Here is a 13550-nt window from a genome sequence, read left to right on the forward strand (position 1 = left end):
TTGCTCATTTTCCCTTTCTTTGTACCATGATTACCATTTATACTGATGGAGCTGCCAAAGGCAATCCAGGTCCCGGTGGCTATGGCGCTGTTTTGAAATTCAATAACAAGGGATCGATTCTTCGAAAGGAACTTTCGGAAGGCTTTCGCTTGACTACCAATAATCGCATGGAGTTGTTGGCCGTGATTCGTGCGCTTCAAGCTTTGAAAGTAACAGGAATTCCCGTTCAAATATATTCTGATAGTAAGTATGTGGTGGATGCTATCGAGAAAGGTTGGCTATGGGGCTGGCAAAAAAAAGGCTTTAAAGGCAAGAAAAATCCTGATCTATGGTTGCGATATATACCTCTTCACTTAAAATACAAGCCAAAATTCATTTGGGTAAAAGGTCATGCAGGTAACATTGAAAATGAGCGATGTGACCAATTAGCTGTAGAAGCTTCTGAAGGTTTTAATCTACCAGCTGATGAAGGATACGAAGACAGCCAGAAATAAAAGTTAAAATTATAAATTCAGAAGTCTGAAATATACTTTTTCAGACTTCTGACTTAAGATTTTATAATTTATCCATCGTGGTAATAGGAATATCAGTTCGACTAACTTCCGAAAGCGGTTTGTACTCTGATTCAGGATATTTCCAGCCATCCTCCCCTAATTCATAAAGGAGTGGTGCCAAATTCTGCACTGCCGCTTTACAACCTTGGACAATTGCCCCCATTTTACCTGTTTGTTTTGAAAGGACTGCTTCGTTTTCGATTTCAAATGGACCAGTAAACTTTTTCTCTTTCAAAACATTTATAAAAGCTCTCCAATCCATAGAATCTCCTAAACCAAAACCTGGCAGGGTGGCTTCATAATGATGCCGATCCCAAGGGTTTTTACTAGAAGTGATACCAAGTTTTTCTGCCCATTCAGGCCGAACTTCCTGCATTGGATACATATTGCCCCAAAATGGATCTGGATTGTTTCGGGTAGATTTGACATGAATTCTTTTTAGCCTGCTCATATCTGTATTTTGGATCACAGATACAGGGTCTGTATGTTGCCAAACATCGTGAGAAGGGTCATAAATTTCCCCATGATTGGGTTCAGGAACCAACTCATACATTATTTTTCTTGCAGCCAAAACCCCCGTGAGATTATTAAAAGTTCCGAAATGACCAGAGCTCCTCCAGCCTTCCATCGGGCAGTTTTCATAGAGAACAGTTACTCCTAGGCTATTTGCATAGCGGATAATCGGCCCAAAGATTTTTTGATATTCCAAAAGATTCTTTTCAAAACCACCTTCCTGATTTCCCAACTCATGATTGAAGCCGACAAAGGTTCCTACTTTTACGTCATTTTCATCTCCTCCAAGTAAATACGCCATTCGAATCAGTCGGAGTAAATGGTTTTGGTTTTTGATTCGCTGGACTGGATCGCCTCCAATAAGATTTTCAAAAGCGCCTATAGAAAGTCTCAGTTTCGCGCCATTGAATTTTTCGATAAGGTTTTTTGCCTGTTCCGGACCAAAATTTTCATAATCTAAATGGGTTGCCACAAAATCATCGCGAGTCCCGTCTTTTCTAAAAACACATAAATCCAGTCCTTGAACTTCAATTTCAAGAGCTTTTTCTATGGTTTGGTCTAGATTGAGTTGGTCAAAAGCGGATGTCATGATCCAAATAGGATTTGCCATTTTTTAGAGGTTTGGGTTAAATAAAAAAAGGAAATAACCCGAGACTTCGTAAAGTAATTGGTTATTTCCTAAAATAAGTATGCTATAGCGTTAGGTTATAGTTTAATGTACCAGTGTGACGATGACTTTTTGAGTAAAACCAGAAAAAGAGACATTTTGTGAAACCACAAGCTCATTTGAAGTAACACTTTCCAAAAGCAGATTACCCTCAGCTCCTGGGACATCGAGGATGGTTTTATCTACGGTTAGAGCTTTTGAAGCTTCATTGTAATCCCAAACAAAGCTCTCTGTTTGAGGCTCTGAATCACTACATTTCGAAGCTCCTATATCAACTAAACCAGTTTTATCATCATAATTAAATGTTATCAAATTGTCGAGGATACATTCATCAACCAAAGAGATAATGCTGATATCATTTGCTGTAGCAGAACTAAGTTTCCATGCTACACCTGACCCAATCAACTCAGCATCGGATTTTGCAGGTTCCGAATCATCATCGCTACAAGAGCCCAACAATATCAGGCAGATTAAAACTGGAAAGAAATTAAATTTCATGAGTGATTTCATTGAGAAATATTAAATTGAAAATAAAACTCAAAGTACAAATAAATACTTCGTCAGGATCACTTATTGTAGCTTGATTTCAGAATTATTCTTTTCCCGAGTACCTTCTTCTAATTTCAACTTTCATTTTTTGCCTTTCCCAAAGGGCTTTCGCTAAATCTGTTGCTACTTGGTCTGGTTCAGACTCATGAAGAATTCTTTTCAACTTTTCTTCACCTAAATCTATTCTGTAGCAGATTTGAAGTAAGCGTTCAAATTCTCTATCCAGCATTTGACTGATTACTTTTGCCAAAATCCCAATAGCCTTTTCTTCGTCAAATTCGGATTTGATTTCTGGTAACTGAAAGTCTTTTTCCAGTAGCTGAAATGTTTCTTTAAGAAGTTTATTAGCCATGATGTATTAAAAAAGCCCCGCATGGCAGGGCTAATCACTATTTTTCTTCTTCTTTACTTTCCTCAAGGATTTCAGGTGCCTGCTGTCGAATAATTTTATACCAGGAGATTAATTTTTTAATATCTGAAGTATAAACTCTTGCCTCATCCACTTCTGGAAGCAAATGTTTCATAAAAGCTCTTAATTCTAAATCATCCGGATTATCATCTAATCCTAAATCGCCTTTGAATTCAGCTTCGATTTTTTTCATGATAGATTCCAGCGGTTCAGCGCCTTCTTCTGTCAACGTATAAATAGAAATATCGCTCAGGATAGAAACACGCTGAGACATACCAGCTACAAGTTTAGCTTTCTTTTCGTCAAGACTTTCCAGGATCACACCAGATCTGGTTGGTTTTAAAACTTTAAATAAGCCTGGCTTTCCGGCTACGGTTGCGATTTCTTTAAAATTCATTGGTTTGTTTTTTTCAGGCTGCAAATATAAGAGTATCGCTTAAATGATTTCTCCAGATTTGTATTCTTGTACCAGTTCTTCGATAAACGTGGTCAATTCCTCTTTTCCTTGTCCCTTTTCTGCAGAGGTAACAAAGTAGTCTGGAGCTTCTTCAAAGATATCTTCCATCTTTTTTAAGAATTTTCTAATATTCTGATCGGTTTTTGTTTTTGATTGCTTATCGGCTTTTGTAAAAACTACAGCAGCAGGAACACCTTCGGTTCCGCACCAAAGTAAAAATTCCAAATCGATTTTTTGAGGTTCTAATCGGCTATCTACCAGAACAAAAACACCGCAAAGATTTTCTCTTTTGGTCAGGTAAGTACTGATCATGTTTTCCCACCCTTGTTTCACTTTGACATTGACTTTTGCAAAGCCATAGCCCGGTAAATCAACTAAATACCAACGATCATTTATCATAAAGTGATTGATCAATTGAGTTTTTCCTGGTTTTTGAGATGTTTTGGCAAGATCACTTTTTCCTGTGATCATATTAATCAAGGAGCTTTTGCCTACATTGGATCTTCCAATGAAAGCGACTTCGGCACGATCAGGTTTTGGACAATTTCCAGGATTGGTATTACTGACAACAAAATGAGCTTTCTGGATCATAAACTTAGATTTGGATGCAAAAATAGGAATTATACTTTAGGAATGACTTTCTCTTATCTGGCAACAATTTTCCGATCCTCATGTTTCTTGAGTATTATTGCGCCTTCAAAGAACAATTCCAATGTCTGTAGTACCTTACAAAGATAAGCAAGACCCTAAAAAAGCTCAGGTTGCTGAGATGTTTAACAACATCAGTTCTAAGTATGACTTGTTAAACCATGTCCTCAGCTTGGGGATAGACATTACTTGGCGAAAGAAAGCGATTAAACTTTTAAAAAAGGATCAACCCAAACTCATTTTGGATATTGCCACAGGAACAGGAGATTTTGCTATTGAAGCATTGGCGCTGAATCCTGATAAAGTTATTGGAGTGGATATTTCTGAGGGAATGCTTGCTGAGGGAAAGAAAAAGATGGTGAAAAGAGGATTGGAGGATAAAATCGAACTTCAGATGGGTGATTCGGAAGGATTGTTGTTTGAAGATAATAAGTTTGATGCTGTCATCGTTTCTTTTGGAGTTAGAAACTTTGAAAATTTGGAAAAGGGTCTGGCAGATATGTATAGGGTTTTAAAGCCGGGAGGGAAAACAGTCATTGTCGAGTTTAGCAAGCCTCGAAAATTCCCAATGAAACAAGCTTATGGTTTTTATTCCAATTATATTTTGCCACAAATAGGTAAAATTGTTTCCAAAGACAATTCTGCTTATACTTATTTACCTGAATCCGTTCAGGCTTTCCCTGACGGAGAAGATTTTCTGGCTGTATTGAAAAAAGTCGGATTTACCAGTACGCTATGCAAACCACTTACATTCGGCATCAGCTCCATTTATGTGGGCGTGAAGTAGCCTTAACGTTTTTTTTCATCACGTTAATGACCCTATCCTCCTATGGACAAGGGATGTTTGGCCTTACTTCATCTTCAGGCTCAGATAATAAGACGTTGTCTTATGGGTTTTTCTTAGCTGCTCATACGAATTCATATCGTATCAAATATTCTGATGCTTTTATGAATCCTACCACCAGCAGTTCGGCATCTGTGAGATCCATCAACCCTCAATTTTCACCTGGATTTTCACTAGGCTTTATAGGAATATTGAGGTTTCATGATCAAGTTCAGCTCCTTTTCACTCCGAAAGTCGGCTTCTATGAATACAAAACCGAAGTGAATTATTTTGGAGCAGTCGATTCAGGGTTAATTAATGTGCCTGATGATAATAATACAGTAAATAATACTTCCAGATCGGAAGTTTTAACCTCAGAAGCTACCATGGTAGAGCTTCCATTACTTTTTAAATACAGGTCCCAGCGATTCAATAATACACGAATGTATTTCTTGGGAGGTGCCAGTTATAATTTTAAAACCAAGGCTCAGGATGAAGCCGATATAGAGGACTTGGTGACCACTGGACAGGATGTTTCTTTGGAAATGGGAATGGGCTTTGAGATTTATTTTAAATATTTCAAGTTTGCACCGGAGATCCGTTTTTCTCATGGGCTAAACAATGCCTTTAGAAGAGAAAATACCATTCCAGAGATCGCTGATGCAATATCATCTATTAAAAGGAAAAGCATTACCCTCTATTTGAATTTCCAGTAGACTTTTTGAAATAACTGCGGCAAGTTAAAATGGACTTTTTTAGTAAATCCATTAACTTGCTTCTATGAAAAATAAAATTGCTTTGGTCACAGGTGCGACTTCTGGGATAGGAAAAGCCTGTGCTATTACTTTGGCCAAAATAGGTTATAATATTATTGCTACGGGTAGGAGAGGGGATCGATTAAAGGAATTAGCTTCCGAGCTTCCAAGTAATGTGGATTATTTGCCATTAGTTTTTGATGTTAGAGATCGTGAGAAAGTATTGGATATATTAGGCGCTCTTCCTGAAGCTTGGAAAGAAATTGATGTTTTAATAAATAATGCCGGTAATGCCCATGGGATGGATCCTATTCAGAATGGAAGTTTAGACGACTGGGATGCGATGATGGATATAAACGTAAAAGGCTTGCTTTATGTCTCAAAAGCCGTAATGGCTGGCATGTGCGATCGAAAATCAGGTACGATCATAAATATCGGATCTATTGCAGGTAAAGAAGTGTATCCGAATGGAAATGTCTACTGTGGTTCTAAGCATGCAGTAGATGCTATTACTCAAGGAATGAGAATAGATATGAATCCATTTGGGATCAAGGTAATGGCAATTCATCCCGGTTTAGTTGAGACTGAGTTTTCTATGGTAAGATTTAAAGGGGATGAAAAACGTTCTGAGTCTGTTTATCAAGGATTTGAACCATTGCTCGGTCAGGATATTGCAGACATCGTAGAATTTGCCGTAACTAGACCTCCACATGTGGTGCTTGCTGATATAGTAGTTTTACCTACCGCTCAAGCCACAGCAACAATAGTGAAAAAGAATCTATGATTTCATTTCGGATTTACTCATTTATTTCTTTGTTGATTTTATCAACTTTTGGTTGTAACCAAAAAGAGGTACAAGCAATTGAGGAAAAGCTGGATAATGAAATTTTAAATCAATTGGGTGATCAAAGTACGTCTATAAAATCTTCAGAAATCCCTGTTTTGGAGAGACAATTGATCGATCAGAAACTTGTAAATGTGGAGGAAGTGGTTCCTGGTGTGAAAGTGGAGTTGAAGTATTCTACCGAGGATAATTTTTTCGGACAGGATGTGTATGGTGATTTGATCCATGCTTATTTACAACCAGAGGTGGCAGAAAGCTTAAAGAATGCTCAACTTATGCTTCAGGCTGAATATCCAGATTACACTTTACTGATTTATGATGGAGCTAGACCTCTAAGTGTGCAACAAATACTTTGGGATAATTTAGATAAGCCCGATAGTTTGAAACCCCTGTATGTGGCAGATCCTAAAGTTGGTAGTTTACATAATTATGGAGTTGCGGTGGATTTAACCATTTTTGATACTTCAAAATCGGAACCCCTTGATATGGGGACTGACTATGATTTCTTTGGCTATGCTGCTTATCCAGATAGAGAAAGCCAAATGTTAGCCGAGGGAGTTTTAAATGAGACTCAAGTTGCAAACAGAGAAATCCTTAGGAAAGTGATGTTAGGTTCTGGGTTTACAGGAATAGGTTCTGAATGGTGGCATTTCAATGCATTTTCTAGAAAAGAAGCAGGAGAAAAATTTAAAATCGTCGAATAAAAAATTACAATTACCTTACAATAAATTTTAAAAACCAATGAACCTAAAAAGATCCTTACTCACTCTAGGGCTGATTTTCAGTATTGCCTTCCTCGCACCCGCTCAACAATTCAGAGCTTTGGTATTTAGTAAAACTGCTGGTTTCCGTCACCAGTCTATTTCAGATGCTGTTGTAGCATTGAAGAAAATGGGTAAAACTCAAGTCTTCAGTGTCTACACAACGGAAGATGCCGGTGTATTTAACGATGAGAACTTAGCTAAATTTGACGTAGTAATATTAGCTACGACTACTGGTACCATCTTCAATGATGATCAAAAAGCGGCATTTCAGAAGTTTGTACAAAGTGGAAAAGGAGTTGTTGGAATACACTCTGCAACGGATACAGAATATGATTGGCCTTGGTATAACAAAATGATTGGAGCATACTTCTTATCACATCCTGCACAGCAGACATTGCGCTTAGAAGTAGTTGACCAAAATCATCCATCTACTTGGCATTTGCCTAAAAACTGGCTTTGGACAGATGAATTATATGAATTCAGAGAAATCAATCCAGATATCAAAGTGCTAGTGAAAGCTGATGAAAGTACCTACAAAGTTTCAAAAGGGAACGGGGAAAACCATCCAATGGCTTGGTACCATGAGTTTGATGGTGGAAGAGTATTCTATACTGCATTAGGTCATGTAGAGTCTGCTTGGGAAGATCCTGATTTCTTGAAGCACTTATATGGTGGTATTTGGTATGCAGCTACGGGTCATCCAATGAAATAATCGATTTCTTTGGGAAATATGCGACTGTCGGAACTTAATCACAAGATTTCGGTTATCTAAACAAAAATTAAGAATACCATGCTGAAAGCTCAAGCGAGACCCGTTCATTTATACATGGAGGCTAATCCTAATCCAAACTCCTTGAAATTCGTCGCAAATTTCATGTTGGCAGAAGAAGGGGTAAGTTTTGATTACCCAGACTCTGCAAGTGCTGAAAATAGCCCATTAGCTCAGGAGTTATTCAACTTTGCAGCAGTTCAGAGAGTTTTTATAGCCTCAAATTTTGTGACCATTACAAAGTCAGAAGACGTAGATTGGTCTGAAGTACAGAACATTTTCAGAGATCATATCAAGAAATATTTGGAGTCAGGAAAAGCGGTTGTCAAAGCGAATTTTGAAAAAGATCCGCTTTTTGATGAAAACGATTCTGAGGTCGTAAAAAAGATAAAAGGTATTTTGGACGAGTATATCAGGCCTGCCGTTGAGCAAGATGGTGGAGCAATTGTTTTTCATTCTTTCAATGATGGAATCGTAAAGGTTTTGCTTCAAGGTTCTTGTTCTGGTTGTCCGTCCAGTACTGTTACATTAAAAGCCGGGATCCAAAATTTGTTGACAAGAATGCTTCCTGAAGTAAAAGAAGTACAAGCAGAAGGAATCTAAGTAGCAAAATATTCATGGGTAAAAGAGATTGGTCGTGGGCAATTCTTGGTGTTTTTGCATTAGGAATTCGATATATCGCAACTCTTAATCCAGAGGCTACAGATGAAATATATTCAAGAAAGTTTTTTCCGGTCATCCGGAATGTAATTGATATGACGCTGGGATACTTACCATTTCCCAGCGTCTATTTTTTTATAATATCAGTTCTTATTGTTTTAGGTATTTATATACATCGAATGTGTATTAGAAAAGGCTGGAAAAGGAAAAGCCTTTATACTTCTCGGGCTTTAGCGAATGGCTTGGGAGCTTTGATTTTTTTCTTTTTGGTCCTTTGGGGGTATAATTATCAACGAACTCCAATTTTCAAACAGTTAGGTCTCAGTCCCGAATCTTTGGATTTTGATAAGTTGAAACAAGAGGCCTTAATCACTCGGAGATTAGTGGAGCAATACCGAAAAGCTATTACCTCCGATACAGTAGCGATTACCGAAATCTTGCCTTACCCTGAACTAGAGAATTTGGTTCGCTCTAATATGGGGGAGAATTTAGATATGCTGGGCTTGAATTTTACTGGCAGACCTAGAACAAAGATGTTTCCACCTCCAGGATTTATGAGAAGAATGGGGATTTTGGGGATTTATTTTCCTTTTACTGGGGAGAGTTATATCGACCCGACTTTACATCCATTAGAACAACCCTTTACCGTAGCTCATGAAATGGCTCATAGCTATGGAGTAACAAATGAAGGAGAGGCAAATTTTATAGCTTGGGTTATTTGCGGGAATAGTGACGATCCATTGTTGAGATATTCAGCCCAATTACGATTGTTGATGTATCAGATTCGAGACTATTATAAAATGGATCCGGATGATTATAAAGACTTCATTCGAGAACTGGATCTTGGGGTAAAAAAAGATATTATCTCCATAAGAGAAGCAAGTGAAGCCATTCAACCTATTTCTTACGAATTAAGCAGGAAAACGAATGATGTGTTCTTAAAAAGTCAAGGAGTGAAAGCTGGAATAAAAAGTTATCAGCAGCTTCCAATGTTAGCTTATGCTTGGAGGAGAAGAATGAAAGGTGAGTGATTATTTTTTTTGTAAAACTCTTTTAGGGTTTGATTAAATCAGAAAAGAGCAAAAGGAAATTAAAAAACTACTAGCAAGCTAAAGATAATTCTACTTCCTATTTCCGTACCATACACCCAGAATGACAGCTACAATTCCTATGTAATGCCCAAATAGCAAAACTTCACCATCCATAACACCCCACATAATCGCTACAATTGGGATCAGATAGGTGACAGAGCTGGCGAATACTGGTGTAACTCTTTTCACCATTACATTGAACATAATCAATGCTAAAGCTGTCCCCAATACCCCAAGTAGAGTCAAATATCCTATTGATTTCCAGGCCCCTGGAATGTTGGCGACTTTAAAAGAGAAATCAGTTCCTACAATCAGGAAAATCAAAGCCATAGGTAAAACCATTAAGAGTGATATGGCCGTTATCTCAATTGGTTTTAAAAGTTCAAATTTATACTTAATGGTGTTTAGATTAAAGCCATAGCAGATACAGGCGGAGATTACAAACAAAGCATAGGCGTTAATTCCTGAAAATGCATCGAAACCTGTTCCTTCTTTTACTGTCACTAAAATAAAAACACCAATAAATGCAATAGCCAAACCAATTCCATTTCTTCTTGTGATTTTAGACCCAAAAAAAATCGCTCCAATGATTACTACAAAAAGAGGTGTTAAGGCATTTAAAACCCCTGTAAGTGAGCTACTTAATTGAGTTTGTGCTTTCGCAAAAAGAAATGCTGGTATAAAGCTGCCGACCAGACCTACTATAACAAGATAGAATATTTGATGTCGGTTAAGATTTTTTAACCTCGGCAATGATAAAGGTAAAAGGAAAGTAGCTGCAGCAACGATTCTATAAGCACCTACTTCACCAGGGGAAAAGACTTCTAGGCCTCTTTTAATCAGGATGAAAGAACTTCCCCAAACCAAGGCTAATGAAATAAGCATTCCCCAGTTTTTTAAGGAACTGTCGTTGGTGGTAGTTGTCATGAACAATGATGCTAGATATAGCCTTTACAAAGGAAGCAAAACCAAATAATAAATGTTTTAAAAAATGGTACTTGAAAAAATATTTATTTCAAGTACCTGAAAGTTTTTAGAATACGTAGTCCGCGTATACATCAGCAACCTGATCCAATAGATGGCAAACATGATCATAGCTATCTGCTGTTACCATTTCGGTCCGGAAGGGTTTGAAGTTTGGCATACCTCTAAAATAATTTGTGTAATGTCTCCTCATCTCTAATATGCCTTGCTTTTCGCCTTTCCATTCTACAGAAAAATCTAAATGTTGTTTGGTAACGGCGATTCTCTCAGCTAAATCAGGAGCTTCCAATTTTTCTCCAGTAGCTAAGAAGTGTTTGATTTCATTGAAAATCCACGGATATCCAATCGAAGCTCGGCCAATCATCATACCATCAACATTGTATTTATTTTTATATTCCAATGCTTTTTCAGGAGAGTCAATGTCTCCATTGCCAAAAACAGGAATATGAAGTCTGGGGTTTTCTTTCACAAGATTAAGGTAACTCCAATCTGCTTCGCCCTTATACATCTGTTTTCTAGTACGGGCATGAATGCTGATGGCTTGGATTCCGACATCTTGGAGTCTTTCAGCAACTTCCACGATTCTAATGGTTTCACTATCCCATCCCAATCGTGTTTTGACAGTTACGGGGATGTTTACGGCTTTTACGATTTCGGCAGTCATCGAAACCATTTTATCTATATCCAACAAAATTCCAGCTCCGGCGCCCTTGCAAGCAACTTTATTAACCGGACATCCATAATTTATATCAAGAATATCGGGTCCTGCTTCTGCTGCGATTGCTGCAGCTTCTCTCATTGATTCAATATCATTTCCGAAAATCTGAATCCCAATTGGCTTTTCATAATCGTAAATATCCAATTTCTGGACACTTTTAGCAGCGTCCCTGATCAGGCCTTCTGAACTGATAAATTCTGTATACATAAGATCAGCTCCATTTTGCTTGCATACGGCTCTGAAAGGCGGATCACTCACATCTTCCATCGGTGCTAACAGCAAGGGAAACTCTCCCATTTCTAACTTTCCTATCTTAACCACTTCTGTATTATAAATTTGCGCGTAAATTTACCTCAAATATGGAGATTTACGAAACACACTCTGAAATAGCAGAAAGAAAAAACTGGCTTTTATCCCTGATTGTCACAGTTTTAGTTGCTTTTGGAGTTTTATTATTGTTGCAGGGAGTTGCTCTCGCATTTGTTCCAGTGCTTTTTGATGTTCCTATTAACGACCTTTTAGGTCTCTTAAATGGGAATTTTGATGTACCAAATGGAAGGATGGCAATGCTTTTTGTTCAAGGGATTGGCTCTGGAATTGGTTTTTGGGTTGCTGCTTGGATAATTATACATTATATCGAGAAAGCTGATCTTCATTGGTATGTTCAGATTTCTAGATTCCAATGGAAAGCATTTGTCGTTGTATTAGCAATTATTTTTGGCGGAATGCTATTTAATGCCTTTTTAGTCTATTTTAATTCAAATCTGGCACTCCCTGATTCCATGTCTGAAATTGAGGAATGGATGAAAGCAACAGAAGATCAATTAATGGAATTGACTAAATTTCTAACTGATTTTCAAACTGTTCCTGAATTATTAACAGGGGTCTTAGTGATTGGAGTTTTTGCTGGAATTGGCGAAGAAATTTTCTTCAGAGGCTTGGTTCAGCCAAAAATGCATAGATACTTAAGATCAAGCCATTGGGGAATTTGGGTTACAGCAATTATTTTTTCATCGATCCATTTACAGTTTTATGGGTTTTTGCCTAGGGTTTTCCTCGGAGCGATTTTTGGGTATTTGTATTTGTTTACAGGTAGCTTGATATATCCGATTCTTGCGCACATTTTCAATAATAGCTTTACTGTGATCATGGTTTATATGTCAAATCAAGGAATGATCGAATTTGATTTGGAATCCACTGATGATGTTTCTTATTCAGCAGCTTTGCTCGGCCTATTGGTTCTTATAGCTGGAATCTATTACCTTAAGAAAATGAAAATATCAGAGGATGGACAATTGGGTTAAAGTATTTGAATCGGGAGAGCAAATAAGGGCAGAAATTGTCAAGGGCGTTTTAGAAGAAAATGAAATAAGGGCAGTGGTTTTAAATAAAAAAGAAACTGTATATCAGATATTTGGAACCTATGAGGTTTTAGTTTTGAAAGAGGACCTACTGCATGCAACCAATATAATCCAGAATGAGATCACGTTTTAATATTAACAACTATAGTAATTTAGGACAAAGAGCAATCACTGCATTTATAGGAGCTTTGGTAGTTGTATTGGGAAGTATTTATTCAGATTGGACATATTTTATAATTTTTGCTGTCATTTTGGGATTCTCACAAATGGAGTTTTATAAGCTGTCAGGCTTAGATGGGATGCTGCCTTTGAAGAGTTTTGGGACTTTTTTAGGTCTAATGATATTTACATTGACATTTTTGATAGAAAAAGAACAATTCAGAAATGAGTATCTCTATCTGATGTTTCCATTGGTTTCTTTAACTTTTTTCATTAAGCTTTATCGAAAAACTGACAAAAAACCATTCACTGGCGTTGCCTACACTTATTTGGGTATTTTTTACGTAGCGGTTCCTTTTTCTTTATTGAATCTGGCGGTCTTTTCTGTAAATCAAGTATATCATTTCGAAATTTTGATAGGTTGTCTATTAATATTATGGGCAAGTGATACCGGAGCTTATTTCGCAGGAACCAAGTTTGGAAAAACAAAATTATTTGAGCGGGTATCCCCTAAAAAATCCTGGGAAGGATTTTTGGGAGGAGCATTTTCTGCAATTGCTGTAGCCTTTGTTTTGGCAAGATATTTCAAAGTACTAGATGATTGGAAATGGCTAGTTATCTCTGGTATAATCATTATCGCAGGTACCTATGGTGATCTTATAGAATCCTTATTTAAGCGTTCTATTGAGATAAAAGATAGCGGTCAAATCTTGCCGGGACATGGAGGATTTATGGATCGTTTTGACGGATTGTTGCTTTCTGCTCCTTTTATCACAGCATTTTTGAAAATATTCTAATATCTGCACCTGTATCCTGAAAAACTAC

The 13550-nt window shown here is 37.4% G+C and carries 18 protein-coding genes; 11 read left to right on the plus strand and 7 right to left on the minus strand.

Annotation, left to right across the window (positions count from 1 at the left end; genetic code table 11):
- Positions 1–26: 26 nt before the first annotated feature.
- A complete protein-coding gene (rnhA, locus tag AAGF08_RS06780; RefSeq protein WP_343510391.1) occupies positions 27–494 on the plus strand; it encodes a ribonuclease HI in 468 nt (155 codons plus the stop codon).
- 61 nt (positions 495–555) lie between these two features.
- Here the strand turns inward: rnhA and AAGF08_RS06785 are convergent, their stop codons facing one another.
- The 5 genes from AAGF08_RS06785 to yihA form a co-directional block, all read right to left on the minus strand.
- On the minus strand, positions 556–1677 hold the full coding sequence (locus AAGF08_RS06785; RefSeq protein ID WP_343510392.1) for a sugar phosphate isomerase/epimerase: 1122 nt from the start codon (positions 1675–1677) through the stop codon (positions 556–558).
- A 102-nt stretch (positions 1678–1779) separates the two neighbouring features.
- Positions 1780–2232, minus strand: a complete 453-nt coding sequence (locus tag AAGF08_RS06790; RefSeq protein ID WP_343510393.1) for a hypothetical protein — start codon at positions 2230–2232, stop codon at positions 1780–1782.
- Between the two features lie 94 nt (positions 2233–2326).
- Positions 2327–2635: a hypothetical protein gene (locus AAGF08_RS06795; protein ID WP_343510394.1), complete on the minus strand. Its 309-nt coding sequence runs from the start codon at positions 2633–2635 to the stop codon at positions 2327–2329.
- A 37-nt stretch (positions 2636–2672) separates the two neighbouring features.
- Complete coding sequence (locus tag AAGF08_RS06800; RefSeq protein ID WP_343510395.1) at positions 2673–3089, minus strand: DUF5606 domain-containing protein; 417 nt, start codon at positions 3087–3089, stop codon at positions 2673–2675.
- A 39-nt stretch (positions 3090–3128) separates the two neighbouring features.
- The gene (yihA, locus tag AAGF08_RS06805; protein WP_343510396.1) at positions 3129–3740 is read right to left on the minus strand and encodes a ribosome biogenesis GTP-binding protein YihA/YsxC; all 612 of its coding nucleotides are present in this window, start codon (positions 3738–3740) and stop codon (positions 3129–3131) included.
- 121 nt (positions 3741–3861) lie between these two features.
- Here yihA and ubiE point away from each other — a divergent pair, with 121 nt between their 5' ends.
- From ubiE to AAGF08_RS06840, 7 genes are all read left to right on the plus strand, one after another.
- A complete protein-coding gene (gene ubiE / locus AAGF08_RS06810; protein WP_343510397.1) occupies positions 3862–4584 on the plus strand; it encodes a bifunctional demethylmenaquinone methyltransferase/2-methoxy-6-polyprenyl-1,4-benzoquinol methylase UbiE in 723 nt (240 codons plus the stop codon).
- Positions 4533–5336 (plus strand): porin family protein, encoded by an 804-nt coding sequence (locus AAGF08_RS06815; RefSeq protein ID WP_343510398.1) that lies wholly within the window; start codon positions 4533–4535, stop codon positions 5334–5336. The genes ubiE and AAGF08_RS06815 overlap by 52 nt, the downstream gene beginning before the upstream one ends.
- 64 nt (positions 5337–5400) lie before the next feature.
- Positions 5401–6159, plus strand: a complete 759-nt coding sequence (locus tag AAGF08_RS06820) for an SDR family NAD(P)-dependent oxidoreductase (protein ID WP_343510399.1) — start codon at positions 5401–5403, stop codon at positions 6157–6159.
- Positions 6156–6923: a M15 family metallopeptidase gene (locus tag AAGF08_RS06825; protein ID WP_343510400.1), complete on the plus strand. Its 768-nt coding sequence runs from the start codon at positions 6156–6158 to the stop codon at positions 6921–6923. Before AAGF08_RS06820 ends, AAGF08_RS06825 begins: the two co-directional genes overlap by 4 nt.
- Before the next feature lie 37 nt (positions 6924–6960).
- The gene (locus AAGF08_RS06830; protein WP_343510401.1) at positions 6961–7695 is read left to right on the plus strand and encodes a ThuA domain-containing protein; all 735 of its coding nucleotides are present in this window, start codon (positions 6961–6963) and stop codon (positions 7693–7695) included.
- 78 nt (positions 7696–7773) lie between these two features.
- On the plus strand, positions 7774–8355 hold the full coding sequence (locus AAGF08_RS06835; RefSeq protein WP_343510402.1) for a NifU family protein: 582 nt from the start codon (positions 7774–7776) through the stop codon (positions 8353–8355).
- Positions 8356–8369: 14 nt separating this feature from the next.
- On the plus strand, positions 8370–9443 hold the full coding sequence (locus tag AAGF08_RS06840) for a DUF3810 domain-containing protein (protein ID WP_343510403.1): 1074 nt from the start codon (positions 8370–8372) through the stop codon (positions 9441–9443).
- Positions 9444–9533: 90 nt separating this feature from the next.
- Here the strand turns inward: AAGF08_RS06840 and AAGF08_RS06845 are convergent, their stop codons facing one another.
- Together AAGF08_RS06845 and dusB are read right to left on the minus strand one after the other, a co-directional pair.
- Complete coding sequence (locus AAGF08_RS06845) at positions 9534–10430, minus strand: DMT family transporter (RefSeq protein WP_343510404.1); 897 nt, start codon at positions 10428–10430, stop codon at positions 9534–9536.
- 106 nt (positions 10431–10536) lie between these two features.
- Positions 10537–11526 (minus strand): tRNA dihydrouridine synthase DusB, encoded by a 990-nt coding sequence (gene dusB, locus AAGF08_RS06850; protein WP_343510405.1) that lies wholly within the window; start codon positions 11524–11526, stop codon positions 10537–10539.
- Positions 11527–11564: 38 nt separating this feature from the next.
- Here dusB and AAGF08_RS06855 point away from each other — a divergent pair, with 38 nt between their 5' ends.
- From AAGF08_RS06855 to AAGF08_RS06865, 3 genes are read left to right on the plus strand one after another with little or no spacing between them, the layout of a single operon-like run.
- The gene (locus AAGF08_RS06855) at positions 11565–12509 is read left to right on the plus strand and encodes a CPBP family intramembrane glutamic endopeptidase (RefSeq protein WP_343510406.1); all 945 of its coding nucleotides are present in this window, start codon (positions 11565–11567) and stop codon (positions 12507–12509) included.
- The gene (locus tag AAGF08_RS06860; RefSeq protein WP_343510407.1) at positions 12493–12699 is read left to right on the plus strand and encodes a DUF2007 domain-containing protein; all 207 of its coding nucleotides are present in this window, start codon (positions 12493–12495) and stop codon (positions 12697–12699) included. Before AAGF08_RS06855 ends, AAGF08_RS06860 begins: the two co-directional genes overlap by 17 nt.
- A complete protein-coding gene (locus AAGF08_RS06865) occupies positions 12683–13522 on the plus strand; it encodes a phosphatidate cytidylyltransferase (protein WP_343510408.1) in 840 nt (279 codons plus the stop codon). Before AAGF08_RS06860 ends, AAGF08_RS06865 begins: the two co-directional genes overlap by 17 nt.
- The last annotated feature ends 28 nt before the right edge of the window (positions 13523–13550 follow it).

Source organism: Algoriphagus sp. SE2 (assembly GCF_039563885.1).
Classification (GTDB): Bacteria; Bacteroidota; Bacteroidia; order Cytophagales; family Cyclobacteriaceae; genus Algoriphagus.